The 25,240-nt window shown below is 42.0% G+C and carries 23 protein-coding genes and 1 rRNA gene; 6 read left to right on the top strand and 18 right to left on the bottom strand.

The genetic code is table 11. From position 1 onward, the window contains the following. The first annotated feature begins 94 nt into the window (after positions 1-94). Positions 95-206: ribosomal RNA gene (gene rrf / locus OU792_RS01830) — 5S ribosomal RNA — on the top strand. A gap of 221 nt (positions 207-427) precedes the next feature. Here rrf and OU792_RS01825 read toward each other — a convergent pair. Continuing rightward, positions 428-2,809 carry an endonuclease MutS2 gene (locus OU792_RS01825; protein WP_134202124.1) on the bottom strand — a complete coding sequence of 794 codons (2,382 nt, stop codon included), beginning with the start codon at positions 2,807-2,809 and terminating at the stop codon, positions 428-430. After that, on the bottom strand, positions 2,809-3,162 hold the full coding sequence (locus tag OU792_RS01820) for a DUF4296 domain-containing protein (RefSeq protein ID WP_026944639.1): 354 nt from the start codon (positions 3,160-3,162) through the stop codon (positions 2,809-2,811). The genes OU792_RS01825 and OU792_RS01820 overlap by 1 nt, the downstream gene beginning before the upstream one ends. Before the next feature lie 102 nt (positions 3,163-3,264). On the opposite strand from OU792_RS01820, the gene OU792_RS01815 reads away from it, so the two are divergent. Genes OU792_RS01815 through OU792_RS01805 form a run of 3 tightly spaced genes read left to right on the top strand, consistent with a single transcriptional unit; the run spans position 3,265 to position 6,059 of the window. Then, complete coding sequence (locus OU792_RS01815; protein ID WP_134202125.1) at positions 3,265-4,146, top strand: DUF58 domain-containing protein; 882 nt, start codon at positions 3,265-3,267, stop codon at positions 4,144-4,146. After that, on the top strand, positions 4,139-5,035 hold the full coding sequence (locus OU792_RS01810; protein WP_134202126.1) for a hypothetical protein: 897 nt from the start codon (positions 4,139-4,141) through the stop codon (positions 5,033-5,035). Before OU792_RS01815 ends, OU792_RS01810 begins: the two co-directional genes overlap by 8 nt. After that, a complete protein-coding gene (locus tag OU792_RS01805) occupies positions 5,016-6,059 on the top strand; it encodes a vWA domain-containing protein (RefSeq protein ID WP_274669305.1) in 1,044 nt (347 codons plus the stop codon). The genes OU792_RS01810 and OU792_RS01805 overlap by 20 nt, the downstream gene beginning before the upstream one ends. Here the strand turns inward: OU792_RS01805 and OU792_RS01800 are convergent. Continuing rightward, a complete protein-coding gene (locus OU792_RS01800) occupies positions 6,048-7,139 on the bottom strand; it encodes an alkane 1-monooxygenase (protein WP_134202127.1) in 1,092 nt (363 codons plus the stop codon). The genes OU792_RS01805 and OU792_RS01800 overlap by 12 nt on opposite strands. A gap of 164 nt (positions 7,140-7,303) precedes the next feature. On the opposite strand from OU792_RS01800, the gene hemN reads away from it, so the two are divergent. Then, the gene (hemN, locus tag OU792_RS01795) at positions 7,304-8,656 is read left to right on the top strand and encodes an oxygen-independent coproporphyrinogen III oxidase (protein WP_134202128.1); all 1,353 of its coding nucleotides are present in this window, start codon (positions 7,304-7,306) and stop codon (positions 8,654-8,656) included. Here hemN and OU792_RS01790 read toward each other — a convergent pair. From OU792_RS01790 to OU792_RS01720, 15 genes are all read right to left on the bottom strand, one after another. Further along, positions 8,653-9,357, bottom strand: a complete 705-nt coding sequence (locus OU792_RS01790) for a sulfite exporter TauE/SafE family protein (RefSeq protein ID WP_100629478.1) — start codon at positions 9,355-9,357, stop codon at positions 8,653-8,655. The two genes, hemN and OU792_RS01790, sit on opposite strands and share 4 nt — an antisense overlap. Next, positions 9,357-9,782: a FixH family protein gene (locus tag OU792_RS01785; RefSeq protein WP_134202129.1), complete on the bottom strand. Its 426-nt coding sequence runs from the start codon at positions 9,780-9,782 to the stop codon at positions 9,357-9,359. Before OU792_RS01785 ends, OU792_RS01790 begins: the two co-directional genes overlap by 1 nt. A 4-nt stretch (positions 9,783-9,786) precedes the next feature. Further along, the gene (ccoG, locus tag OU792_RS01780) at positions 9,787-11,205 is read right to left on the bottom strand and encodes a cytochrome c oxidase accessory protein CcoG (protein WP_134202130.1); all 1,419 of its coding nucleotides are present in this window, start codon (positions 11,203-11,205) and stop codon (positions 9,787-9,789) included. A gap of 53 nt (positions 11,206-11,258) precedes the next feature. Continuing rightward, the gene (locus OU792_RS01775; RefSeq protein WP_274669304.1) at positions 11,259-12,179 is read right to left on the bottom strand and encodes a cbb3-type cytochrome c oxidase N-terminal domain-containing protein; all 921 of its coding nucleotides are present in this window, start codon (positions 12,177-12,179) and stop codon (positions 11,259-11,261) included. Beyond that, entirely contained in the window at positions 12,176-12,361 is a 186-nt protein-coding gene (locus tag OU792_RS01770) for a hypothetical protein (RefSeq protein ID WP_026944648.1), read from the bottom strand. Before OU792_RS01770 ends, OU792_RS01775 begins: the two co-directional genes overlap by 4 nt. Positions 12,362-12,373: 12 nt before the next feature. Further along, on the bottom strand, positions 12,374-14,500 hold the full coding sequence (gene ccoN, locus OU792_RS01765; RefSeq protein WP_134202132.1) for a cytochrome-c oxidase, cbb3-type subunit I: 2,127 nt from the start codon (positions 14,498-14,500) through the stop codon (positions 12,374-12,376). Beyond that, a complete protein-coding gene (gene ccoS / locus OU792_RS01760) occupies positions 14,493-14,678 on the bottom strand; it encodes a cbb3-type cytochrome oxidase assembly protein CcoS (protein WP_026944650.1) in 186 nt (61 codons plus the stop codon). The genes ccoN and ccoS overlap by 8 nt, the downstream gene beginning before the upstream one ends. Positions 14,679-14,681: 3 nt before the next feature. After that, positions 14,682-17,111 (bottom strand): heavy metal translocating P-type ATPase, encoded by a 2,430-nt coding sequence (locus OU792_RS01755; RefSeq protein ID WP_134202133.1) that lies wholly within the window; start codon positions 17,109-17,111, stop codon positions 14,682-14,684. A gap of 71 nt (positions 17,112-17,182) precedes the next feature. Next, a complete protein-coding gene (locus tag OU792_RS01750) occupies positions 17,183-17,812 on the bottom strand; it encodes a hypothetical protein (protein WP_134202134.1) in 630 nt (209 codons plus the stop codon). A gap of 159 nt (positions 17,813-17,971) precedes the next feature. Beyond that, the gene (locus OU792_RS01745; RefSeq protein WP_274669303.1) at positions 17,972-18,460 is read right to left on the bottom strand and encodes a hypothetical protein; all 489 of its coding nucleotides are present in this window, start codon (positions 18,458-18,460) and stop codon (positions 17,972-17,974) included. 59 nt (positions 18,461-18,519) lie between these two features. Next, entirely contained in the window at positions 18,520-19,140 is a 621-nt protein-coding gene (locus tag OU792_RS01740) for an ABC transporter ATP-binding protein (protein ID WP_134202135.1), read from the bottom strand. 2 nt (positions 19,141-19,142) lie between these two features. Next, the gene (gene lpxA / locus OU792_RS01735; protein WP_026944655.1) at positions 19,143-19,922 is read right to left on the bottom strand and encodes an acyl-ACP--UDP-N-acetylglucosamine O-acyltransferase; all 780 of its coding nucleotides are present in this window, start codon (positions 19,920-19,922) and stop codon (positions 19,143-19,145) included. Continuing rightward, entirely contained in the window at positions 19,919-21,313 is a 1,395-nt protein-coding gene (locus tag OU792_RS01730) for a bifunctional UDP-3-O-[3-hydroxymyristoyl] N-acetylglucosamine deacetylase/3-hydroxyacyl-ACP dehydratase (RefSeq protein ID WP_024283278.1), read from the bottom strand. Before OU792_RS01730 ends, lpxA begins: the two co-directional genes overlap by 4 nt. Before the next feature lie 39 nt (positions 21,314-21,352). Beyond that, positions 21,353-22,375: a UDP-3-O-(3-hydroxymyristoyl)glucosamine N-acyltransferase gene (gene lpxD, locus OU792_RS01725; protein WP_134202136.1), complete on the bottom strand. Its 1,023-nt coding sequence runs from the start codon at positions 22,373-22,375 to the stop codon at positions 21,353-21,355. A 14-nt stretch (positions 22,376-22,389) separates the two neighbouring features. Continuing rightward, on the bottom strand, positions 22,390-23,622 hold the full coding sequence (locus tag OU792_RS01720) for an HD domain-containing protein (protein ID WP_134202137.1): 1,233 nt from the start codon (positions 23,620-23,622) through the stop codon (positions 22,390-22,392). A gap of 58 nt (positions 23,623-23,680) precedes the next feature. On the opposite strand from OU792_RS01720, the gene porX reads away from it, so the two are divergent. Beyond that, entirely contained in the window at positions 23,681-25,237 is a 1,557-nt protein-coding gene (gene porX / locus OU792_RS01715) for a T9SS response regulator signal transducer PorX (RefSeq protein ID WP_100629489.1), read from the top strand. Positions 25,238-25,240: the final 3 nt, after the last annotated feature.

Here is a 25,240-nt window from a genome sequence, read left to right as displayed (position 1 = left end):
TTGGAATCAAGATATACCTATCGGTATAACGGAGTCATGAATAAAGACCTAGTGTCTTGGATCTTGTCTCTTTGATCTAAAAGTCTTCAAAGATTTAGGCGGCCTGGCGCAGGGGTTCCACCTCTTCCCATCCCGAACAGAGCAGTTAAGCCCTGCAGCGCCGATGGTACTGGGGTTACACCCGGGAGAGTAGGTCGCCGCCTCATTATTCAAAACCTCAGCCTAACAGCTGGGGTTTTTTGGTTTTAGGGCTTTTTGAATGAGGAAAAAAAGATACTAGAAGCAATAGCTTATAGATGAATTGTAATTTTTAAGATTTTGAACCCTGTCTCTAAAAGCCTGCAATGACTTTAAAACATTGTGAAATAAACTTTTACCCTCAATATTTTACTTTACAGGGATTAAAAAAGTATATGGGTTCGCTTTTTTATTTAAGTGATACCAATGTAACTCCAGCTCCTCCTCGATCTGCATGTTCATCCTGCATTCTCTGGACTGGTGGCATTGTTCTAAGGAGGTTGCGAGTAATATCTCTAAGGATACCGTCTCCCTTTCCATGTACAATTCTAAGCTCCTTGATCCCGAGCATATGACCCTCGTCTATGAAATTTTGTATCATTGGGAGTACTTCTTCCCCTCGTTTACCTCTCAAATCCAGATTGGTAGAAAAATCCATCATTTTTTGATTTGGTAAATAAGTGCCTCCTTTCCGAGTTTTACTTTCTTTTTTCAACTCAGTTTTGGAGATTTTCTCCAATCTGGAAAGCTTGACAGTGGATTTTAAATCTCCTATTGATATATCAGCCTCTTTATTCCTTAAGTTCAAAACCTCTGCAATTGCACCGTTGTCTTTGACTCGTACAGCATCTCCAATTTCTATCTCTCCCGATACTTTTTTGTAGGTTGGTGCGATTGGTTTTTTCTCCGGTTGAATAGTCTTTTTAAACTCTTCTAGGCCTTTACGTGCTTCTTTCGTCTTTTCTTTTTCGGCCTGTTGCTCTTTGATTTGCCGAATGGTAGTTTCTATTTTTTGGTTTGCCTGATCTAAGAGCTGCTTAGCTTGAGATTTAGCCTCTTGAAGAATGGTTTTTTTACTTTGTTCCAGTGTCTCCTTTAGCTGATTGTACTCTTGAAGCCTTGTCTTGAGAAGCTTATCCTTTTTGGTGACTTCACTAAGTAATGCCTGATATTGATTCTTTTCGTTTTCCAGTTTTGTCAAAAGCCGATCATAATTCACCCTTTCTTCTCCAATTTTAAATTTCGCATAAGAAAGGATTTCCTCGTGAATCCCAATTTTTGAAGCTATTTCAAGTGCAAATGAAGAACCAGGCTTTCCTATCTGAAGTCGGTACATAGGTGTCAGCTTATCCACATCATAGCGCATAGCTCCATTAATCATTCCTGGGTTTTTCTCTGCCACTTGCTTCAAATTGCCATAGTGGGTTGTAATTACTCCAAAAACCCCCTTCTTATTCAGGTCTAATAATACCCCTTCGGCAATAGCTCCGCCAAATTGTGGCTCCGTCCCAGTCCCAAATTCATCAATAAACAAGATTGTCTTTTTATTGGCGAATTCTGTAAAATGTCGCATGCTCATCAAATGCGAGCTATATGTAGAGAGGTCATTCTCCAAGTTTTGCTCATCACCGATATCGATGAAAAAATTCTGAAAAAGTGTACTTTTTGAATCCGGATGTACCGGAATCAAAAGACCACATTGAAGCATGTATTGAAGCAAAGCTACTGTTTTCAAGGAGACAGATTTTCCTCCTGCATTCGGACCTGAAATCACTAAAATCCGCTCATTTCCCTCCAATCTGATATCAAGGGGAACTATTTTTTTCTGTTGGCTTTTTAATACCAACTCCAAAAGAGGATGTCTGGCTTTTGACCAGATCAAAACTCGTTGTTTTTCGAGCTGTGGTTTATTGCTTTCTGTTTTTTGGGCAAACTTTGCTTTGGCTCTAATGAAATCCATTAAACCGAGGAAGTTTGTTGCTTTTTTTAGACCTGGAATAAAGGGTCTGATTCGATCAGTTAGTTCGGTCAAAATCCGAATAATTTCCCTTCTCTCCATGTATTCAAGGTCCCGGATCTCATTATTGATATCCAATGCTTCTTCAGGCTCCATAAATACAGTCTGTCCGGTGGAAGATTCATCATGAATAAATCCACGAATTTTCCGTTTGTTTTCGGCTGCAATTGGAATAACCATTCTGCCTGACCGGATCGTGATGCCGATATCATCTACTGTAAAGCCTTTAGCCCGAACTTCCTTGAAAATCCGATCCATTACCTTTCTGAGGCGGGATTCTTCATAGATTATTTGGGACCTGATCAGTTGGAGTTCTTTGCTTGCATTACTCCTGATTTGACCTTTTTCATCGATAATCTTCTCGATTTCCTTGAGAAGATTCATGTCCAAATCGATCACCAAACCTAAAAGTTGGGATAAGCTTGGGTACAAATCCCCATGTTTGGCAAAGAAGTTCAAACATCCTTTGACCATTTGCAGAGAAAGTTTTAGCTCATGGAATTCCTCTTCATCTAAAAATGTCCCCTCAAGTCTTGCTTTCTCAAGAAATGGATTGATATCTGATATGCTTGAACTTGGAAAGCTCTCTCCGGATTCGAGAATTTTCTTGAATTCATCTGTTTGATCCAATAATTTCTGGACTAAAGAAAAGTCAGATGAAAAGGATATTTTTTCAACATAATCCCTCCCCAAAGAGGAGTTACACTCTTCCTTGATTAGGTTTTTGATTTTCTGAAAGTTTATTTTTTGTTCGAGATTGGAAGGGTAGAGCATTAGAATTCTTCTTGGCTATCCGGTTTGGATTCTTTGACGACCAATGAGTCGATCACTTGTGTGTAGAGTTCATCCATTTTTTGTGGATACTGCAAATAGTATCGCATACTTTCGGTAAAAACAGAATCTGTGACTCCATGTTTTAGAAAAATCTCTTTTTCTAGCAGGGTGTACAATACTTGGGAAGAATCGTATGAAATCGGCAGTGCACTGGCTATCCCTTCTTGGAGATGGATATCGACCAATACCTCTACCATTTTATTTTCTGGTAAAATATGTTTTGGTTTTTCTTCGGATTCGCAAGCAAACAGAATCGCTAAAAGGAATAGTCCCAGTCGGATTACTTTCATCATTCAAAATTAATTTTTTTTAACTGAATAAACCCATACCCTTCCTGTAAGGTAAATTTTATTATTGCCTAGGGTCATTTATCTTAGGCGGTCAAAGCAAGTCTTATGAATCAGCAGCTATTTAGCAAGCTTCGAAAATATGAAATTATGATCCGAAAGGTGGCCAATAATCACCTGCAAGGAGATTATCAGTCACTTTTCAAGGGGGCTGGGCTGGAATTTGATGACCTGCGTCCCTATCAATACGGAGATGACGTAAGAACGATCGAGTGGAAAGTTTCTGCCAAAGGCCACGGAACCTTTGTAAAGACATTCAGAGAGGACAAAGATCAGTCTGTTTATTTCCTTTTGGATATTTCCGGCAGTCAGGATATAGGAAGTGAGGGTTCCAAGAAAATAGATCAAGGGAAAATAATCGCCGGCGTGCTTACTTTGGCTGCATTATTTGAAGGTAGTCAGGTGGGATTGATAAGTTATTCGGATCAAAAAGAAAAGGTAGTCCCACCTGGAAAAGGGAGTAAACAAGGAGTAAAGGTGATCAGAGGGATTTTTGATCACGAAAATCAATCTCTCAAAACTGACCTTGACGGAATGTTTACCTATTGCTTGAATTTGATCAAAAAGCGTAGTGTCATTATCGTGATATCGGATTTTATTGACGATGGCTATCAACGCTCATTTAGGGCGATGGCCGAAAGGCATGATTTGGTTGCAATTCAACTCACTGACCCAAGGGAATCAGCACTTCCTGCTTTAGGTATTATTCCTGTTTTTGATAAAGAAAAAGGCAGAACCACCTGGGTGAATACCGCCTTTGGTGGATTTAGTAAAAAAATATCCGAGACATTTACGACTGAAAGAGAATCACTGAAAGAGCTTTGTAAGAAAAATCAGATCAATTACCTCGCTATCGATACCACTGAAGACATTGTTTTGCCTCTAATGGAGCTTTTCAAGTACCGTAATAAATCTATGAAACGTGGCTAAAAAGTTATTCTTCATAGTAATTGTTTTTCTTCCAGACCTCATTTTCGCTCAAGGGGTCAATGTTGAGGGGTATTTTATGGCTGACTCTGCCAAACTGGGTGAGCGAATCGGCTATGTGCTCAAAGCGACCTATCCACGGGACAAGCAATTGATCTTTCCAGACTCCTCCTTCAATTACGAGCCTTTTGTATTGCTGGAGAAAAAGACCTACGTGAGTAGCACTATCGATTCGGTCACGACGGATAGCACAGTTTATTTTGTCTCCAATTTTGCGCTTGATTCGACGGTATATTTGACCTTACCGGTCTTTGAATTGAGCAGGTATGATAGTGTGACTCACTACCCGCTGGAGGCTGCCCTTGCAGTCAATTGGCAATTGGATTCTATTCCTGAGCAGTTAGCTTTCCAGGAAAATAATGTTTACCAGCCAATTCCCAAGAACTGGAATTGGATCTTAATGGGTCTGATTCTCGTTTTGCTTTTAATCGCCCTTGTAGGTGGTTATCTTCTTTTTGGGAAAAGAATCAAGAAATATCTCAGTGAAAGAAATGAAAAAAGAAGATGGAAAGTATTCGAAAAGCGGTGGCATTCAGCAGTTGAAACGCTCATAAATGATCAAACTATTGATGCAGCAGATGAACTTTTGGGCCTTTGGAAAGGATACATGGAAACGATCACCAAGCTGCCTGTCAGAGAGTGGACTTCCAGTGAGGTTGGTGAAAAGCTGGCCGATATCCGGATTTTCAGTTCACTCCGAAGCATAGAAATGATCATCTACGCAGGAACCAAGTCTGAAGTCAAGGAATCTTCAGATTACTTATTGGCCAAAGCCAAAGAAAACTATCAAGAAAAACTAAAGAATATCAAGCATGATCGAGCAGTTGTCTGATTTTTTTAGCTTCTCTTGGTTTTTACCGGAAACATTCCAGAGCTACGAATGGGAAAAACCTTTTTTGCTCAATTTGATTTGGGTAATTCTGGTCTTGATGCTTTTGCGAAAAGCGGTGAAATTTCTGAAGAATCCGGTTTTAGAATTATCTCTTCCGAAAAGAGTCGCGAAGAATAATCCTTGGACCTATCTCCGGCTTGTACCATCTCTATTTTTCTTCCTTAGCCTTGTGATGATCATTATTGCATTGGCTCGGCCACAGCGAACCAATGAACGCGTCGAGCAATATACCGAAGGGATTGACATCATGCTGGTCATGGATATTTCGGAGTCGATGGATTTGCAGGATTTTACTCCAAATCGTCTTGAATCCGCCAAAGGCACTGCTTCTGACTTCATCAATGGTCGAATGGGTGATCGGATAGGGATCGTGGTTTTTGCAGGGGAGGCCTTTTCACTAGCTCCCCTGACCAATGATTACAAGTTATTGGATGAACTGATTTCTGAAATTGCTTTTGATCTGATGGAAGCTAAAGGAACGGCGATTGGTTCAGCAGTTGCTGCCGGGACCAACCGGCTTAAAGATGCGGAATCAGCCTCGAAAGTAATGATTTTACTCAGTGATGGTGAAAGTAATGCAGGAAATGTAGATCCGCTTTTTGCAGCAGAATTGGCTTCTGCTATTGGGATTAAAATTTACACGATCGCAGTGGGTAAAGATGGAATGGTACCTTATGGAACAGATTTTTTTGGGCGTCCTCAGATGGTAGAAAGCTACTTGGATGAGACCACACTCAGAGAGATTGCGCAGTTAACCAAAGGAGAGTTCTTCAGAGCCTCGGATGGTACCGCACTTCAGCAGATTTTTGATCGGATCGATCAGCTAGAGAAGAGTGAGATCATGGAAAACCGGTATCGGGAAACGACCGATTATTATCGCGCCTACCTTTTTTGGGCGATTCTTTTCTTCCTGGTTTGGCTACTTCTGAAGAGCAGTTTCTTGAATAATTTCCTATTGGACTGAGGTTTCAAAGGTCTTTTGCTTCCAGTTCTGTAGTCTTGGATTCATAATCGAAAACCACAGTGGTGGGAAAAATGCCAGGATTATCATAGCCGAATAGCCTGCAGGCAATTGGGGGCTTTCATCATAGTGATTTAGCACTTGATAGGGTTTGTGTGCAAAAGCATGATGATCAGAGTGTCGTTGTAGCTGAAATAGAAGGAAGTTACTCACACGATGGCTGGCATTCCAGGAATGCAATGGAGTGACTCGTTCATATAGCCCATTTGGAAGTTGCTTGCGCTCCATCCCATAATGCTCCAAATAGTTCACAGCCTCTAAAAGGCTAAAGGCCAAGAAGCTTTGGGTGAAAAAGAAAAGCGGCACCTCCCATACCCATCGATCTAGTGCAATAGAAAACCCAACAAAGAATAGACTCACAAAAATTAAAGGGGCGAGTGTAAACTGAATCATTTCATTTTTAAGTGACCAAAAGGGAAGTGATTTTCTATCCAGTCTGCTTTTCTCTAAAGCCCAGGCACTTTGATAACCATCCCAAACTGATCTCGCCCAAAAGGCATAAAAATTCTCGCCAAAACGACTCGTAGCCGGGTCTTCCGGAGTAGCTACTTTTACATGGTGACCTCGATTATGCTCTATAATGAAATGCATATAACAAACCGTCATGAGTAGTACCTTAGCATAAAACTGGTCTACTTTTTCTTTTTTATGACCTAGTTCATGAGCTACTGTAATGCCTATTCCACCCGTCACTAAGGCCATACCTGTGCATAGAGCAACCCATTCAGTCAGAAGGAGCGTCTCAGTCGCTACTACATAAAATCCCCATACTAGCACGGCCATCTGTACATAAACCCATGAAAAAGTAACTAATTTATAAAATCGCTGCTTCGCAATCTGTGAAATGGCTTCCTTGGGGACATTGCTTTGATCCGTGCTGATTGCATAGTCCATTAGAGGCACTGCTACAAACACAAAAATGTGAATCATCCAGATGCCTATTCCACCAATGTAATGACCTAGTACCAATAAAATAGGGAGGATTAGGGCACTTAGGAATCCTATACGTTTAATGGTTTTCATAGATGAGGGGACTAAGTTTTCCTAAATTAAATCCTTTGGTAAATAAAATCAAGGGCCCGGAATCATGTTCGCGGCTCAATCCCTGATTTTTATCAGCTTTCAGACAAAAACTTATCAAGTTTTCTAAAGATAGACTTTCTCAACTTTGGGGAAATTAGAATAGCATGCTCAGCCCTCAACTCATTCAAAAATATAATACGCCTGCACCTCGATACACTAGCTACCCGACGGTTCCACTTTGGGAAAATAACCTCAATGGTCAAGATTGGGAGGTTTTGGTAAAAAGAGCTTTCGGTTTATTTGGTAGCAAAGAAGGAATCACGCTTTACATTCACTTACCTTTTTGTGAAAGTCTTTGTACCTATTGTGGATGCAACAAGCGAATCACAAAAAGCCATTCGGTAGAATCACCCTACATTGAGGCACTTCTCATTGAATGGGAAAACTATTTAAGACTTTTTGGAGAAAAGCCGAAACTCAATGGAATTCATCTTGGAGGAGGCACTCCGACCTTTTTCAGCCCAGAATCACTCAAAAGGTTGCTTTCGGCTATTACCCATTCTTGTGACATCGCCGAGAATCCAGAGTTTAGTTTCGAAGGACACCCCAACAATACCACATTTGAGCATTTGGAGGCTTTGGCTGAATTGGGATTTGATCGGGTGAGCTATGGAATTCAGGATTTTGATGAGCAAGTTCAGCAATCTATTCACCGGATTCAGCCCTTTGAGGCAGTGGAAAAGGCTACCCAAAATGCCAGAAACCTAGGGTATACCTCAATCAACTTTGATTTGATTTATGGGCTACCTCATCAGACCATTGCTACACTTGAGAAGACTTTTGAGCGAGTAGCCGAATTGATGCCTGATCGGATTGCTTTTTACAGCTATGCCCATGTGCCTAGTTCATTTCCAGCTCAGAAGAGCTATGAACAGTACCTCCCGAGTGAATTAGAGAAAAGAAACTTGTATGATCGAGGGAAGGAGATTCTTTTGGAACTTGGCTACGTAGAGATCGGCATGGATCATTTTTCCCGACAAGATGATCCTTTGGCTAAGGCCAAGGATTTAGGGAAGCTTCACCGGAATTTTATGGGCTTCACTACTTCTCCATCAAAGATGTTGATCGGTCTCGGAGCCAGCAGTATCAGCGATATTCATTTAGCTTTTATGCAAAATGAAAAGGGGATTTCTGCCTATCAGGAGGCGATGGAAAGTGACAATTGGCCAATTGTCAGAAGTCATGAAATGAGTAATAAGGACTTGATAATCAGGAATTTGATTTTGGATCTGATTTGTAAACATGAGGTGATAATCTGCGAAGAGCTTGATTTATTCTTGGGAAATAAACAATGGGAGCAACTCGCAGAGATGCAGGACGAAGGTTTAATAGAGATTTCGCCTAAAAAACTGAAGGTTACAGATGATGGGGTAGGAGTGATCCGTCAAATCTGCAAAGTATTTGACCTTAGGCTGCAATCCCAAAATAAGGAGTTGATTTTTAGTAAGGCTATTTAGTGGCAAACGGTAATCTCCATTTTTTCCGTTCCATAGTCGAAGGTCACCATTTCTGGACTCAGACCGGGAATCCCTAATCCTAGGCCTCTGAAGATAAAGATGATTCCCAAGATGACTCCCAAATAGGGGATCGCTTTTTGAAAATTCATTCGGGTTTTCACTGTGATTATCTGGCTTGAGAACATTAAAAACAGTAAGAGTGGGATCGTACCTATTCCAAAGAAAAACATGTAAACTGCTCCCAAGTAGGGGCTTTGCATGCCAAGTGCTGCGATGAGTGCCATGTAGACCATACCACATGGGAGAAGCCCATTGGCTAAGCCTGTGGCAAAAAAGGCAGGTTTTCCTCCACGTTTTAGGAAGTAGGATAGCTTTTGTCTGACCCATTTTACCAAACCTGAAAAAATGGATACTTGAAGCAGTTGCTCTGATTTTTTGTAATTGAGCGACAGTAAGACTAAAACTACCCCCATGGCAATTGAGAAACCCTGTTGGATTCCAGCTAAAGACATGGAAAAGCCTACAAATCCAATGAGAAGGCCTAAAAGGGCGTAGGTAAAACTTCTACCAAGATTGTAGAGAATTTTATTCCAAATGAATCCGGAATTACTGGCATTTCCAACGGCGAGTGCAATAGGTCCACACATTCCCACGCAGTGGAAAGAACCTAAAAAACCCAAAAGAAATGCAGTCCAAATCATCAGAGTGTAATTTTTTTCTCTTGATAGAATTCTGTTCCGTTTTCGGTCCAAGTGAGTTGAACTCTCCAATATCCAGGTTTAAGATTGGCGATGGATATTTGTTTTTTTCCTGACTCGATAATTTCTACAGGCACGCTTTGATCCAGTTTTACATCCGAAGGTCGATAGAGGTTGAGATTTCCTTTTGCACCCTTTGGAAGATCCAGAATGACTGCTTTAGATTGGGAATCAAAAGCTAAAACTTCCCGATCAAGAAGGAGCGTGGAAGACTCTCGATCGATCTGTTCTTGATATTTGATCTCTGCTTCGTAGTAATTGTCCCTTACCAGCTCGATTCCATCCATTCTAACTGATATCACCACCATGGTCATGATGATCCCTACGAAAGCAATGATTGAAAGTAAAATTCCTTTTCCCCAGTTCATAGTATTATTCTTTTGATACAGGAGCCATAAAGCTCGTTTCTATTTTATCAATTTCTTTATCCGCGTGCACCAGTGAAAGTTGAATTTCCTGCTGTGGGCGGTTTACGCTCTTTTGATCAGTAACGATGAAAAACCGTCCTTCTACTTTGGATTGAGGCTCAAGCACCCAATTTTGTCCGCCGACGATTTCTACATTCATTCCTTCTACCAAGGAAGAAAGATCCACCGTTTGAGGTTCGAAGGTTTTATTGATGAGGGTGATTTGATAGAGATTTGAAACCGTACCATTATCCCGCATCTGATAGGTCATTCCAGGGAACCTTGTCACTGTAGCCTGAAGCTCATCACGAGTAGCAATCAATGATATAAATCCAGCTACCAAAATAACCAACACAACAGAATAAGCTTTGACTCGGTTGGTGATTAGTTTCTGAAAGCCTTGTTGAATACTGTTTTCTGATGCATATCGAATAAGGCCTTTAGGGCGGTCTACTTTGACCATTACCTCATCACAAGCATCTATGCAAGCCGTACAATTGACACACTCCATTTGTACTCCATTTCGGATATCAATGCCTGTCGGACATACCTGCACACAAAGATTACAGTCTACACAATCTCCAAGTGGGGTTTCTTCGACTTTATTTTTTCGAATCGGTCCTCTAGGCTCTCCCCGCACATAATCATACATTACGTTGATAGAGTTGTTGTCTAAAAGCACTCCTTGTAGTCTACCGTAAGGGCAGACCACTGTACATGCTTGCTCTCTAAACCAAGTGAAGACGAACATGAAAATCCCTGAAAAGGCAACCAAACCAATAAATCCGGCAAGGTTAGCGGTTGGTGGCTGGGTGACGATCTCTCTGACCTGATCGATTCCGATCAAATAAGCCATCACCAAATGTCCGATCAAAAGAGAGATTAAACCAAAGATTAGAAGCTTTGATCCTTTTTTGATAATCTTTTCACCATTCCAAGGCATGGCATCCAATGCACGCTGTTGATTGGCATCTCCTTCGATCATGTATTCGATCTTGCGGAAAACCATTTCCATGAAAAGTGTCTGAGGACAAGCCCAACCACACCATATTCTCCCAAATATCACAGTAAACAAGATGATAAATACAAAGAATATCAGGAGAAGGAATATCAACAAATGGGTGTCTTGTGGCCAGAAAACCGCTCCAAAAATGATGAATTTCCGCTCAAAAATATTGAATAGAAGCCAAGGTCTTCCATCTACCTGAATGAATGGGCCGGCAAATAAAATAGCCAAAAGAATCCACGAAAGGTAGGTGCGGTATTTGTAAAAGAAACCCTTTACTTTTTTAGGGTAGACCCAGTTTCGTTTACCATCATCTTGGACAGTTGACAGGGAATCCCGGAAAGTATTCGGATCGAGATGTGGATTTTTCTTTGCCATAATCAGAGAATAATTAAAGACTGTCAGAGAATAGCTCTGACAGTCTAAAGGTATTAAAGTGCAGCAACCACGCTTGTGCTATCAGTCACCACTTCTTCTTGCGTAGGTGTATAAAGTTCCCCTTGTGGGTCTTTGGGACTAGCTGGAGTAGTACCAACTAAACTTAGGATGTAACTGGAGACTTGTTGCATTTCCTGTGGAGAAAGCTGATCCTCCCAAGGCACCATCCCTTTGCTTACTACGCCATATTTCACTACAGAGAAAACATCGTTGATAGACCCTCCATGGATCCAGTATTGATCCGTCAGATTTGGCCCTACACCACCTCCGCCATCTGCAGCATGACAAGCCGCACAGTTGGCTTCGAAGATTGACTTTCCGACGGCTAATCCAGACTCAGAATCATCAACTGTTACGTTTGTCTCGTCTATGGATGCTGTAAGGTTTGCCATTCTTGCTTCCGCAGCTATGGCCTCTACTCTGAGCTCTTCCTGATACTCTTCCACGCCTGTGAGCCCAAAGCCTAAGACTGAATAGTAAGTGAAGTATCCGACGCCGTAGATGATAGTCAATATGAAAACCCACTGAAGCCAAGGCGGCATGAAGTTGTCTAACTCTGTGATGCCATCATAGGAGTGATCGGCCATCATTTTTGCTTTTTCTTCTTTGCCTCCTACAGTATCCATTTTACCAGTGACGAAGCGTTCTTTGAACTTCTCCCACCAGCTTGGTTCATTCGCCAATTCCGGATTTTCATTTCGGAATACCGCAACCATAAAGGTCATCAAATAGACCATCAGAACTAATAAAAGAATGATTACCAGAAGGACAATACCAAGGATAATCAGTAAGGTCAATTGTCCAGGATCCATTGCTTGAAGGTCTGAGTACCAATTGGAGCTTTCTGTTTGTCCAAAAGCAAGCTGAGTGGGTAGCCACCCGATTGTGAATAGAAATATGAGAAACTTTTTCATGGCTGGGATGGGGTTATATCGTCGTCATTTTCCATAGGTAGAGATTTCAGGTGGTCCACCACGTCTTTTGGGATAGACTTTACCCAAAAGAAAACTCCCAAGAAAAATGTGACAAAGATGAGCAGTGAAATCACTGGGTAGATTTCAATATTTTCGATTGATCTTAAAACTTCTTTATACATGGTTTCTTCGGTTTAATTGGATGCGGTAGCATTGATATCTGTCCCAAGTCGCTGTAGGTAAGCGATCAGTGCTACGATTTCGGTATTTGGAAGTACTTCCACACCGGCATCTTTCAGATTGGTCACAATCTGATCAGCTTGGCGCTCCAAATCCGCCATGGCTTGCTGGTCATAACCTTCAGGGTACGGTACGCCAAGTTTTTGTAGCGTTCTGATTTTGGCAGGTAGCTCCGAATAGTCCATGATATTCTCCTTCATCCAAGGATAAGGAGGCATCAATGATCCCGGAGACATTGTTCTTGGATCCTCCATGTGGAAGTAGTGCCAAGAATCAGGGTATTTGCCACCTACCCGATGCAAGTCTGGACCAGTTCGCTTTGATCCCCACAAGAAAGGTCTGTCATAGACGAATTCGCCAGCTTTGGAGTATTCTCCATATCGCTCTGTCTCAAATCGGAATGGTCGGATCATCTGTGAGTGACAGCCTACACAACCATTGGCGATGTAAAGATCTCTACCCTCCAACTCTAGTGGAGTATATGGTTTCACTGAAGCGATGGTCGGCACATTTGACTTTACGAGAATGGTAGGGATGATTTCGATCGCTCCACCAATTGCGATCGCGATGGTAGCCAAAACAGTAAAGAATACTGGCTTGCGCTCCCATGCTCTGTGCCAAAATTCTCCAGCAGGATTGTAGTTTTTAGCCAAAGCTGGTGCCTGATCTTCTTCATAAGCTTGGAAACTTCCTTTCTTGGCAGTCATGTACATATTATACATCATGATAATAGCACCACCTAGATAGAGTAGTCCTCCAAATGCTCTTAGCATGTACATTGGTATAAGCTCTACAACAGTTTGTAGGAAGTTGCCATAAGCCAATCGACCCATTTCATTAAACTCACGAAGCATCAAGAACTGGGTAAGAGCCGCTACATACATCGGAAGTGCATAGAAGATGATTCCGAGTGTGCCAATCCAGAAGTGAGTATTGGCAAGTTTTTGTGAGTAAATCGTGGTTTTGAATAGTCTTGGCCACATCCAATACAGCATTCCGAAGGTTAAGAAACCATTCCAACCCAATCCGCCAATGTGTACGTGTGCTACGATCCAGTCCGTGTAGTGGGCGATGGCGTTGACATTTTTCAATGATAGCATCGGTCCCTCAAAGGTGGACATACCATAGGCTGTCACTGCCACGACCATAAACTTCAATACTGGTTCATTCCGCACTTTATCCCAAGCACCTCTAAGTGTCAGGAGACCATTCACCATACCACCCCAAGAAGGAGCAATCAGCATTACAGAGAATACAGTACCTAATACTTGAGCCCACTCTGGAAGTGCCGTGTAGAGCAAGTGGTGAGGTCCTGCCCACATGTAGATAAAGATCAAGGACCAAAAGTGGATAATGGAAAGCTTGTAGGAATAAACTGGTCTATTCGCAGCTTTTGGAAGAAAGTAATACATCAAGCCAAGGAATGGGGTAGTCAAGAAAAATGCTACTGCATTGTGTCCATACCACCACTGAACCAAGGCATCCTGAACACCTGCATAAGCAGAGTAACTCTTCAGGAAGTTGACTGGAAGTGCAAGAGAGTTGAAGATGTGAAGTACTGCTACCGTCACAAAGGAGGCTAGGTAAAACCAAATGGCCACATACATGTGACGCTCACGACGCTTGATCAGCGTACCGATCATGTTGGCACCAAAGGCTACCCAAACTAATGCAATGGCAATATCGATGGGCCATTCTAGTTCGGCATACTCCTTAGAGGTGGTCAATCCTAGTGGAAGCGTAATGGCTGCTGCCAAAATGATCAATTGCCAGCCCCAAAAGTGAAACCAGCTGAGGCCCTTATTCCACATAGGGGTTTTCAAGAGTCTTGGCATGGAGTAATAAACCCCTGCAAAGATTGCGTTACCTACAAAGGCAAAGATCACCGCATTGGTGTGCAGTGGTCGAATCCTTCCAAAGGTCGTGTAAGGGTTGCCTAAGTTTGCTTCAGGCCAGAAAAGCTGCGTGGCTGCTATGACCCCCACGAGCATCCCCACTATACCCCAGATAATCGTCGCGGCTCCAAAGTACTTGACAATTTTATTGTCGTAATGGAACCTTTCCAGTGTAGCGTCATTCATTGGACTTTTGTTTTAAAGGTTGATTTTTCGTTGTTTTTTTATGATTGTCAAAGAGAATCCTCACCGAAGGAGTGTAGTCATCATCAAACTGTCCGCCTTTCATTGCTTTGAAAAAAAGAAATAGAAAGGTCACCGCCAGAATCAAACTCACCCCGATTAGAATAAATATTACTTCCATGCTTTAGGGCTTTGATTGCGTTAAGAGTCCTTTGCGCCAGGCTAAGAAATTGGTAGAAAGCGTGGTGAAAAGAACTACTGATATACTTGATAGAGGCATCAATACAGCACAGATCACAGGGCTCAAAATACCTTGAACTGCGAGGCTAATACCGACAATATTGTATAGAAAACTCAGGGCGAAACTTGCCTTGATGACATTTCTGCTTTGCTTGGCAAAAGCCAAAAACTCCGGGATTTTATCAAAAGAATCAGCGTCTAAAATGGCATCACTTGCGGGAGAAAAATGGCTAACCCGGTCTGATATCGCTATCCCGACTTGACTTTCCTGCAAGGCTCCTGCATCATTCAATCCATCACCGACCATAAGCGTTTGACGGCGATCCTGATTCAATTTTTTGATGTATTGTAATTTGTCATTTGGTCCCTGCTGAAAATTATAATGGATGTCACTCCCCAGATGGTTTTGAAGCGATTTCATTTCATGACTGTGATCGCCGGAAAGCAAGTGAAGCTCATACTCGTTTTCTAAATGGGATACAACGTCTTTAGCTTTGGATCGCAAACCGGATTGGATATGGAAATATCCAAGGATCACATCCGAGACGCTGAAGTAAACCAGATTGCCTGATTCTACAGAAAGTCCGTTTTTGACACCGCAAAATGCTCCGGATCCTACTTTGACAGGCTGTCCCAGATACTCTCCCTGAATACCTTGTCCTTTGATTTCGGATACATGATCTAAAGTCGCCGAGGCTACATCGCCAAGCCAAACATTGATTCGATTGCTCAGTGGATGAGTAGATCGTGCCACCAGAGATTTTAGAATAGACTTTGATTCTTCGGAGAGTTTTTCTCCCTGATATGAAACACTAGCCTTTGCCGGGTCTGTCAACGTGCCAGTTTTATCAAAAATAAGCGTGTCCACCAAGGCTAAGCGCTCTACCACACTGGCGTTTTTGAGGTAGAATTTTCCCCTGCCAAATATTCGAAGTGTATTTCCCAAAGTAAAAGGAGTAGACATTGCAAGTGCGCAGGGGCAGGCAACTATCAGTACCGAAACAAAGGCTTTTACACCCATGGAAACATCCATCGGTATCCATGTTAACAAGGCAATCAAGGCAATGCTAATGACGGTCCAGGTGAAAACTCCAGAAACCTGATTGGATAGCGGTTCAAGTAGTTTGTCTTTCGATTTTTCGAAGCTTTCATTGTTCCATAGATCGGTGAGATAGCCCTGAGAAGGTGACTTTTGAACTGTCAAAAGAACTGGGTCCCCTTTTTGCCGACCTCCCGCATAGATCAACTCTCCCTTACGCTTTGGAACAGGTACTTCCTCACCGGTGACAAAGCTGTAATCGACTTGAGCGCTTTCACTCAATAGAAGAGAATCTGCTGGAATTAACTCTTCATCACGGACCAAGATTACATCCCCAACCTCCAGCTTTGTCAATGGGATGACTTCTTCTCGATTTTGGACTAATTTGGTAACTGCAATGGGGAAATAAGACTTGTAATCTCGGTCAAACTCAAGGGCAGAGAAGGTTTTTTGCTGATAGATTTTTCCGAGTAGCAAAAAGAATAAAAGTCCTCCTAGGCTATCCATGTACCCTGCATTGCCAAAGGCGAAAATTTCCCAAAGGCTATATAAAAATAAGGAAGCGATACCCAATACGATGGGAATATCCATGTTAATCCGTCGCTGCTTGATGGAGTTCCAGGCGGAGAGGTAATAATCACTTGCAGAATAAGTGACTACTGGGATCGCCAAAAGCACATTTAGATAATTGAAAAGGCTTCGGAAGTTTTCTGCTATCAGCTCTACTTCTGAGAAGTATTCTGGAATGCTAAACAGCATCATATTCCCAAAGCAAAAGCCTGCTACAGCGAGTCTCTTTATTGTGCGTCGGTCTGCTTTTCCGGTTTTATCTTTCTTGTCAAGATGGGAGAGTGAAATTTTTGGTTCGTAGCCGATGGTAGAGAGTAGGCTTACTACTTCTTGAAGATTAATCTTTTCCTTCAAGAATTTGATCTGTACCTTTTTCTTGATGAAATCCACTCGGCTACTGATGATTCCGGGATGGATTTGGTATAGATTCTCGAGTAGCCAAATGCAAGAAGCACAATGGATCAAAGGGATATGGAATGTCACGTGACATTCACTTTCGTTTTGAAAGTCTAGAAGTTTTTGGGCTGTTTCTTCGTCGTTTAGATAGTCAAACCGATTGGCTTTACCTTTCTTTTCCTTCTGACTTTCTCCAGGGAAAGATTCTAAATCATAGTAGGTACAAAGGTCATTCTCTGACAAAACCTCATACACAAGCTTACAGCCTTGGCAACAAAATACCTTTTCGTCGATCTTCAACGAATCATTTTCACATTGCTCACCGCAGTGATAGCAATGCGTTTTTTCGGTAGTTGCTGGGTTAAGCATGATTTTATTTTTTACAAAAATTTAATAATAAATGGCTGAATTTTATGACTTTTGTCATATTTTTTATTGATTTAGAGCGATAAATAAAAAGAAAGTTTGTCGCTCCACATTTTGCCTTTATAGAAGTGGAAAAGCACCTTAGCAAGATCTGCTTGATAGTTTTTGGTGGTGACTAGTAGGGTGCAGTCATGCTTGACGGCATAAGACCAAAAGTCACCAATTCGTAAAAAATTGAACTTGATGAAACTTGTTTCCCGGGTAGATTTGGATACTAGTTGAATCAGCTCTTGTTCCTCCTTTATTTTCGATTTGGGAATAAATGAAGGAGAGATGATCGTCGCTTTGCTATTCCGTATTTTGTTCTGAAATAGTTTGATGTAATTTTTGATGAGGCGAAAAGAGTGTGGGGTGCCATCGTAATGGAAGAGTAAGTGCTGGGTAGAGAAGTTGGGTACGAATAGCAAAACAGGAATCTCGCAGACCTCTTTTTCCAATGGGACAGGTAATTCTTCCTGATGAAGCCAATCCAATACTTTATTAAGGTTGACGGTAATCAAGGAAGGCTCGCCTTCTTTAGGATCGCAGAGTATTTCTTCTTCCTTGCCCGGCCAAAAGTCAGTTGTCAGAACAGGGCAATTGTATTCATGAAGAATAGTTTCAGGAATATGAAATTTGGTGGCGTAGGATTCTTTGAGCTCCATAGTTTCTTGAGATTATTCAAAACTACTGCGCCCCTCCCAGTCACGGTCTGACTAAACCCATGAGCAAACCTGATAAAAATCAGTTTATTTGAGTTTTATCATATTTTGACCAAAAAAAAGAGGGCCAAAGCCCTCTAAATGTTTGATTTATTGATGTTTTTAATCTTTAACCAGATTGAAAACATAGCTCCCCGCCACTGCCTGTACACCAAAAACTCTAGCGCCTGGGGCGGGAATGTTAAACTCTAGTCGAAGGTTATTGCCCGTCTGAGTAAAGGAGATTTCCCGTCCTGCTGCGGGCTTGTTTCCTGTCAAAGTGAATTTGTCAAAATTGGTACCGGCAAAGCTCCAATTCCCAGAATTGTCAAAAAGATCATTATTGTTTCGAGAAGTATAGGTCCTCGAAGAGCCTGAGTTGAGAATTAGTTCAAAATTCTGATAAAGGTCCGTAACAGTGTTTCCACTTCGAGTCACAGATCCTCCACCTGCTATACTCCAGGATTGAGTACCAGTACCTGTAAGGGCTTCGATTGCCAATTCTTCAGGGGTTTTCTGAGGCGGTTGCGGTGTAGGGTCATCACCACCACAAGCTGATGAAAAAATCACCAGAAGCATCAAAGCGAAAAGAGAGGAAAGATTTCTGTTCATACTGATATTAAATTAGAACTTTAAAATTAGCCATATCTGTCTAAGTTCAAAGCTAGCTCTCATTTATAATTCTCTAAGTCTAGTTTTTGTTCGCAAAAATCAAATTCGCGAGGCTCGTTCGAGCAGATTACAAGGATTTTATCACCCTGAAATTTCTTAATCATTTCCCGATACCAGTCGATTCCTCTGATATCTAAATTGGAGGTTGGTTCGTCTAGAAAGACAATACCTACATCCGATATCATAGCCAGGATCAACTTCAGGCGTTGTTTCATTCCTGAGCTGAATTGAGAAACCATTTTTTGGCTATGTTCTTCCAAATAAGCAATCCGTATGATTTCCTCAGGAGTCATGCCATTGATAGGCTGTTTGAAGCGGAAGTGAAATTGAATTAGCTCTTCAAGGGTGAACTCCTCAGGTAGCTCCAAATAGGGGGCTGCTATACTAAGGTGTCGAAACCAATCCCCTTCATCTACATTTTTGCCTTCGAAATTGAAGTTGATTTTACCAGAAGTTAGCGGGATAGATCCAGTAAGGCATTTGAGAAGGGTAGACTTTCCAGAACCATTACTTCCGGTAATAGCCAACTGATCCTTTGGCTTCAGAAGTAGGGATAGTTCTTTGAATATCCATTCGAATTGGAAGCGCTTTGATGCTTTCTCTACACCTATCTCAAGCATGCTTAATGGATGTAACCCTTCATGACTCCTCGCTCGGAGGACCTGATGAAATTCAAAATTTCATCCCGTTCTTTGGTTGCAGGCAGGTTAATTTCAATTTCCTCCAGAGCTCTTGAATTATTCATGCTATTGAGGAAAAGGAACCGATAAACCTCCTGAATATGAGCAATCGACTCAGATGAAAAGCCTCTTCTTCTCAAACCTAAAGAATTGACTCCGGCATAGGAGAGAGGTTCTCTCGCTGCTTTGGTAAAAGGGGGGACATCTTTTCGTACCAAAGATCCGCCAGAGATCATGGAATGCATGCCAATTTTGACAAATTGATGGATAGCGCTAGAACCACCCACAATGGCCCAATCGTCGATGGACACATGACCAGCAATTTGCACGGAGTTGGCGATGATTACATGACTTCCAATCACACAGTCATGAGCCACATGGACGTAAGCCATTAGTAGACAATTGCTTCCGATTACTGTGGTTTGCTTATCTACAGTTCCTCTGCTTATAGTGACGCATTCTCGGATGGTGGTATTGTCTCCGATGACAACGGTGGACTCTTCACCTTGAAATTTGAGGTCTTGCGGAATGCCTGCGATGACAGCTCCCGGAAAAATTTTACAGTTTTTGCCGATTCTCGCTCCCGGAAAAATAGTAACGTTTGGACCAATCCAAGTACCTTCACCTATCTCGACATTTTCATGAATCATCGTGAAAGGGTCGATTTGTACATTCTTCCCAATAGTTGCCTTGGGATCTATGTGGGCCATTGGACTGATCATGATTCTTTACGAGTTATACTTGCTGTCATTACTGCCTCGCATACGAGTGTGTTTCCGACGTAGGCTTCTCCTCTCATTTTAGCGATTCCTCTTCGAATAGGTGCAAGCAATTCACATTTGAATATAAGTGTATCTCCCGGAAGAACCATCTTTCGGAATTTGCAGCTTTCTATTCCCAAGAAATAAGTCCAGTAATTTTCTGGATCGTCTACGGTGCTTAGAACCAGGATCCCGCCCGTCTGTGCCATAGCTTCTACCTGCAATACTCCCGGCATCACGGGGTTTCCTGGAAAATGGCCTAGAAAGAATGGCTCATTCATTGTCACATTCTTTACACCGGCTACCACTGTGTCATCCAGATAGATTACTTTATCTAGTAGCTGAAATGGATATCGATGCGGAAGGATATTGCTGATTTGATTGATATCCATCACCGGCGGAAGCTTGGGGTCATAGTAAGGGATATGGGAAGAGGATGCCTTTTCCATGGCCCTTTTGATTTTTTTTGCAAAAGCCACATTGGCAGCATGCCCAGGTCTGGCAGCTAAAATTTGGGCTTTCAGTGGTCTTCCTACCAAAGCTAGGTCACCTACTACATCCAGAAGCTTGTGTCTGGCAGGTTCATTTTTGTATCGAAGGTCCACATTGTTTAGAATACCCTCTTTTTTGACTTCCACATGTTGCTTGTTAAACATCTTCGCCAGATGCTGCAACTCATCTTTCTCTACGACTCGATCTACCACCACGATGGCGTTATTCAAATCTCCACCTTTAATAAGGTTAGAGTTGTAGAGCATTTCCAGCTCATGCAAAAAACAAAAAGTCCTGCATGAAGCGATTTCAGATTTGAATTGACTGATATCTGTGATGGAGGCATGTTGGCTTCCTAAAACAGGTGAATTGTAGTCCACCATGACAGTCACTCGGTAATTATCTGTCGGTAAGGCTACCATTTCCACTTCGCGAGAAGCGTCTTTATACTGAATGCTTTCCTGTACCTCGAAGAATCTTCTCAACGCATTTTGCTCCTCAAATCCTGCATCTTCCAGGACTTCGATGAATTGGATGGAAGAGCCATCCATAATCGGAGGTTCTGGACCGTCCAATTGAATCAAGACATTGTCAACTTCCAATCCTACAAGTGCTGCCAGAACGTGCTCCACCGTGTAAACTCTAGCTCCATTTTGCTCCAAAGTGGTACCTCGGGAAACATCCACCACCAGGTCACAGTCAGCATCCACTGTAGGTCGACCTTCGAGATCTATTCTTTGAAACTTGATTCCGTGATTGGGAGGAGCGGGTAAAAAGGTCATGTTGGAGATGACTCCTGTGTGAAGTCCGACTCCTGACAGTTCTACTTGCTTCTTTATGGTATGTTGTTTTACTTTCATCGTGTTGGTTAAGCAGTTAGATAGCTTTGGGGCGCAAAATTAAGCCTTTTTTTCGAGTTCTTTGAGTCTCTTCTCCAGCTCTTCAAGATTTTTGAAGAGAGAATAGGACTTGAGAAACTGCTTCATGTCCATTCCCATGTAGCCAAAAAGAGTCTGTCCAGGCTTTTTGATTGACTTGCTTACTCCTGTATTTGCGCCAATCGTGGTTTTTTCGGCAATCTTAATGTGCCCCACAATACCTGCCTTTCCTGCGAGGACTGAGTTTTTTCCTATTTCTGTAGAGCCGGAAATACCAGCTTGGGCGGCGACGACCGTATTTTCACCGATGATTACATTATGAGCAATTTGGACCAAGTTGTCGATTTTAGCTCCTTTTTGGATGATGGTAGAGCCCATCGTAGCGCAGTCTACGGTCGTATTGGCTCCTATGCTTACATGATCTCCTAAAATTACATTGCCGATTTGAGGGATGGCTTTGTAGCTTCCATCTTCCTGAGGAGCAAAACCAAAACCTTCCGAACCAACTACAGCACCCGGATGAATCTCGCAATGATTGCCTAATACCGAGCCATCGCAAATTTTGGCACCAGGATGTATGATGCAGTTATCTCCAATTGTGACTTGGTTGCCAATATATGCGTGAGGATGAATTTTTACCCCATTTCCGATTTGACACTTTTTACCGATGTAGGAAAAAGCCCCTCTGTAGTAACCGTCCCCGATTTGACTGCTTGGATCCATATAGCTCGGCTCTTCCACACCCGATTGGGAGTTTTTGGTAAACTGAGCGTAGGTTTCGAGAATTTGGGTAAAACTTGAGTAGGCGTCTTTTACTCGAATGAGATTCGTTTTATAGGTTTTTTTGGGAGTAAAATTTTGAGAGACAATGACAGCAGAAGCCTCAGTTTCGTATAAAAAAGCCTCATATTTTTCATTGGCTAAAAAGCTTACCCCTCCTGCCTTACCTTCCTGAATTTTATCCAGTCTATTGACTTTTATTTGAGGATCTCCCTCGACGGTGCCTTGGAGAAGTTCGGCTAGCTGCCCAAGCGTAAATTCCATAAAGCGTAAATATTTTAAGGTTTTAAAATTAGGGTTTTAGCCTTACAAACGTAATGCTTCTCAACTATTTTGCTCATGATTTGAATATTTGGCAAGTCAGCAGCGTCGGCTACATCAACCACTTTTCCCTTTTTTGTGAGGATCGAAATCCTATCCTTGGCTAGATATCCATAATTACTCAAGGTACCAGCCGAGAAAAAATAGGGTAGATGTTCTTTGGGGACTTTAAGCTTTTTAATGGTTTTTTCTTCGAGAATTCCGATTTCTTCTTTTTCGAAGGGAATATTGGAAAGTTGGATCTTGAAAAGATTTCTAGTCAAAAACATCCTGGAAATATTCGCCAAAACATAGTCAGGGGAGTTTTTCCATAGTTTGATCGCTCCCCAAATGTCCAAATCATCAAGCTCCAGGAAGATCCGTAGCAATTCCGGGTTAGTCTGGAAGTCTGATTCAGTGATTTTGTGCCCAAGCAAGTAGTCAAATTCATCTGTGATCCCAAAGATTTTGTCTTCAGCCTTCAGGTCCTTTGCACGCTGAATCAGGTTGATAAGCATTTTTTCAGCGCAGACTGTCGTCTTGTGCAGATAGACCTGCCAGTACATCAGTCGACGGGCACTCAGAAAGTTTTCGATGGAATAAATTCCTTTTTCTTCGATGACTATCTTGTCATTTTTGACATCCATCATTTTGATGATCCGATCAGCGCCGATAGTCCCTTCGGATACGCCAGTAAAAAAACAATCTCGCTGCAAATAGTCCAAGCGATCAATATCCAGCTGGCTGGAAACGAGTTGGTGGAAGAACTTTCGCTCATATTGATTTTTGAAAATTTTCAAAGTGAGATCAAGTCTTCCTCCTAGTTCTCGATTGAGCATTTCGATTATCAAAATCGAAAGCTTTTCATGGGGTATAGATCTGAGAAGGCTGTATTCCAAAGCATGTGAAAACGGTCCATGACCGATATCATGAAGGAGAATCGCAATCAAAGTAGCTTCAAATTCTTCGTCGGATATTTCAATACCTTTGGTTCGGAGATGATCTAGTGTCACATGCATGAGATGCATGGCGCCAAGTGCGTGGTGGAATCGCGTATGTAAAGCACCGGGATAGACAAAATCAGTCAAACCCAATTGCTTGATCCGGCGTAATCTCTGAAAGTATGGGTGGTCAATGATCTCAAAAATCAATTCACTTGGAATTGTAATAAAACCATAAACTGGATCATTGAGTATTTTCTGGCTTTTCAAGGAGGCCTGTTTTGTTTACCCAAAAGTAATTATAATTTTAAAAGAATCGGACAACACTATGAACCAAAATGCCTCCATCCTCTGGGCAGATGATGAAATCGACCTGCTCAAACCCCATATTCTTTTTCTAGAACAGAAAGGCTATCAGATCACCACGGTCAATTCGGGTGTAGATGCTATTGAAGAAATAGAGAAAGGGATGTTTGATGTAGTATTTTTAGATGAGATGATGCCAGGAATGACCGGATTGGAGACACTGCAGCAGATCAAGCAGATCAAACCTCAGATTCCCGTGGTGATGATCACCAAGAGCGAAGAAGAGCATATCATGAATGACGCGATAGGAGGGAAGATCGCAGATTACCTGATCAAACCCCTCAATCCAAGTCAAATTTGGCTTTCAGTAAAAAAAATCCTTCAAAATCGTCAGTTGATCGATCAGAAGACTACCATGAATTATCAGCAGGATTTTATGAATATTTCCATGGCAGTTGGAGATGCGGTTGATCATGAAGATTGGGCAAATATTTATACCAAGCTGACCTATTGGGAGCTCCAAATCGACGAGACGGAGAATAAAAGCATGAAGGAGGTTTTAGAGACTCAAAAGTCAGAGGCAGATGCCAATTTTGCTCGTTTTGTCAAGGAATCCTACCTGTCCTGGATGGAAGAAAAAAATCAGGAAAAGCCCTTGATTTCTCCGAATGTGATGAGAAAAAAGGTCTTCCCAAGAATTCAAAGTGGCAAACCGCTCTTTTTCATAGTCATTGACAATCTCAGACTCGATCAGTGGGAAGATATGGAATCCCTGCTTACTCCTTATTTCTCGATTGCTGAGAAGGAGACCTATTACAGTATCCTGCCTACGACCACTGCTTTTGCCAGAAATGCTCTTTTCAGTGGGATGATGCCTTTGGATATGGCTAGATTTTACCCTCAGTATTGGGAAAATGAAGATACAGACGAAGGCAAAAATAACTTTGAAGAAGAGTGGATTCGGATCAATCTGGAAAAAAACCGGCAAAAAATAAGATTTTCCTACACCAAAATTCTGCAGGCTGCTCATGGTAGAAGTGCAGTCGATCAGTTTCATACTATGTTGCAAAATGAGCTAAATGTCTTGGTTTATAATTTTGTCGACATGGTCTCGCATGCACGGACGGATATGAAGATGATCCGTGAGCTTGCTCCGGATGAATCCGCCTATAGGTCACTGACCAAAAGCTGGTTTGAGCACTCGACGTTGTTTGAGATGCTCAAGAAAATTCAGCAAGCGGGAGCAGATGTCATTATCACCACTGACCACGGAACCAAGCGGGTCAACAAGCCCTATCGAATCATCGGCGATAAAAATGTCACGACCAACCTCAGATACAAGCAGGGTAAAAACCTAAATTATGAGCCCGGGAAAGTTTTTGAGGTTTCGAAACCCGAAGAAGCCAAACTTCCCAAATTGAATGTTTCCAGTGCTTATGTATTCGCTGTGGAGGATTATTTCTTTGCCTATCCCAATAATTACAATTATTATGTCAATTTTTACAAGGACACCTTTCAGCATGGAGGGATTTCTCTGGAAGAAATGATTGTCCCGATTGTCTATCTCAAATCAAAATAATTC

Origin of the sequence: Algoriphagus sp. NF, from assembly GCF_028823735.1 — a bacterium.
GTDB lineage: Bacteria > Bacteroidota > Bacteroidia > Cytophagales > Cyclobacteriaceae > Algoriphagus > Algoriphagus marincola.
The sequence above is the reverse complement of the archived record's forward strand: the minus strand, read 5'-3'. Positions and strand labels throughout refer to the sequence as shown.

Excerpts from the sequence above, each read along its gene's own strand:
- OU792_RS01825 (WP_134202124.1), bottom strand. The coding sequence starts at position 2,809 with ATGCTCTACCCTTCCAATCTCGAACAAAAAATAAACTTTCAGAAAATC.
- OU792_RS01820 (WP_026944639.1), bottom strand. The coding sequence starts at position 3,162 with ATGATGAAAGTAATCCGACTGGGACTATTCCTTTTAGCGATTCTGTTT.
- OU792_RS01815 (WP_134202125.1), top strand. The coding sequence starts at position 3,265 with ATGAATCAGCAGCTATTTAGCAAGCTTCGAAAATATGAAATTATGATC.
- OU792_RS01805 (WP_274669305.1), top strand. The coding sequence starts at position 5,016 with ATGATCGAGCAGTTGTCTGATTTTTTTAGCTTCTCTTGGTTTTTACCG.
- OU792_RS01800 (WP_134202127.1), bottom strand. The coding sequence starts at position 7,139 with ATGAAAACCATTAAACGTATAGGATTCCTAAGTGCCCTAATCCTCCCT.
- hemN (WP_134202128.1), top strand. The coding sequence starts at position 7,304 with ATGCTCAGCCCTCAACTCATTCAAAAATATAATACGCCTGCACCTCGA.
- OU792_RS01790 (WP_100629478.1), bottom strand. The coding sequence starts at position 9,357 with ATGATTTGGACTGCATTTCTTTTGGGTTTTTTAGGTTCTTTCCACTGC.
- OU792_RS01785 (WP_134202129.1), bottom strand. The coding sequence starts at position 9,782 with ATGAACTGGGGAAAAGGAATTTTACTTTCAATCATTGCTTTCGTAGGG.
- ccoG (WP_134202130.1), bottom strand. The coding sequence starts at position 11,205 with ATGGCAAAGAAAAATCCACATCTCGATCCGAATACTTTCCGGGATTCC.
- OU792_RS01775 (WP_274669304.1), bottom strand. The coding sequence starts at position 12,179 with ATGAAAAAGTTTCTCATATTTCTATTCACAATCGGGTGGCTACCCACT.
- OU792_RS01770 (WP_026944648.1), bottom strand. The coding sequence starts at position 12,361 with ATGTATAAAGAAGTTTTAAGATCAATCGAAAATATTGAAATCTACCCA.
- ccoN (WP_134202132.1), bottom strand. The coding sequence starts at position 14,500 with ATGAATGACGCTACACTGGAAAGGTTCCATTACGACAATAAAATTGTC.
- ccoS (WP_026944650.1), bottom strand. The coding sequence starts at position 14,678 with ATGGAAGTAATATTTATTCTAATCGGGGTGAGTTTGATTCTGGCGGTG.
- OU792_RS01755 (WP_134202133.1), bottom strand. The coding sequence starts at position 17,111 with ATGCTTAACCCAGCAACTACCGAAAAAACGCATTGCTATCACTGCGGT.
- OU792_RS01750 (WP_134202134.1), bottom strand. The coding sequence starts at position 17,812 with ATGGAGCTCAAAGAATCCTACGCCACCAAATTTCATATTCCTGAAACT.
- OU792_RS01745 (WP_274669303.1), bottom strand. The coding sequence starts at position 18,460 with ATGAACAGAAATCTTTCCTCTCTTTTCGCTTTGATGCTTCTGGTGATT.
- OU792_RS01740 (WP_134202135.1), bottom strand. The coding sequence starts at position 19,140 with ATGCTTGAGATAGGTGTAGAGAAAGCATCAAAGCGCTTCCAATTCGAA.
- lpxA (WP_026944655.1), bottom strand. The coding sequence starts at position 19,922 with ATGATCAGTCCAATGGCCCACATAGATCCCAAGGCAACTATTGGGAAG.
- OU792_RS01730 (WP_024283278.1), bottom strand. The coding sequence starts at position 21,313 with ATGAAAGTAAAACAACATACCATAAAGAAGCAAGTAGAACTGTCAGGA.
- lpxD (WP_134202136.1), bottom strand. The coding sequence starts at position 22,375 with ATGGAATTTACGCTTGGGCAGCTAGCCGAACTTCTCCAAGGCACCGTC.
- porX (WP_100629489.1), top strand. The coding sequence starts at position 23,681 with ATGAACCAAAATGCCTCCATCCTCTGGGCAGATGATGAAATCGACCTG.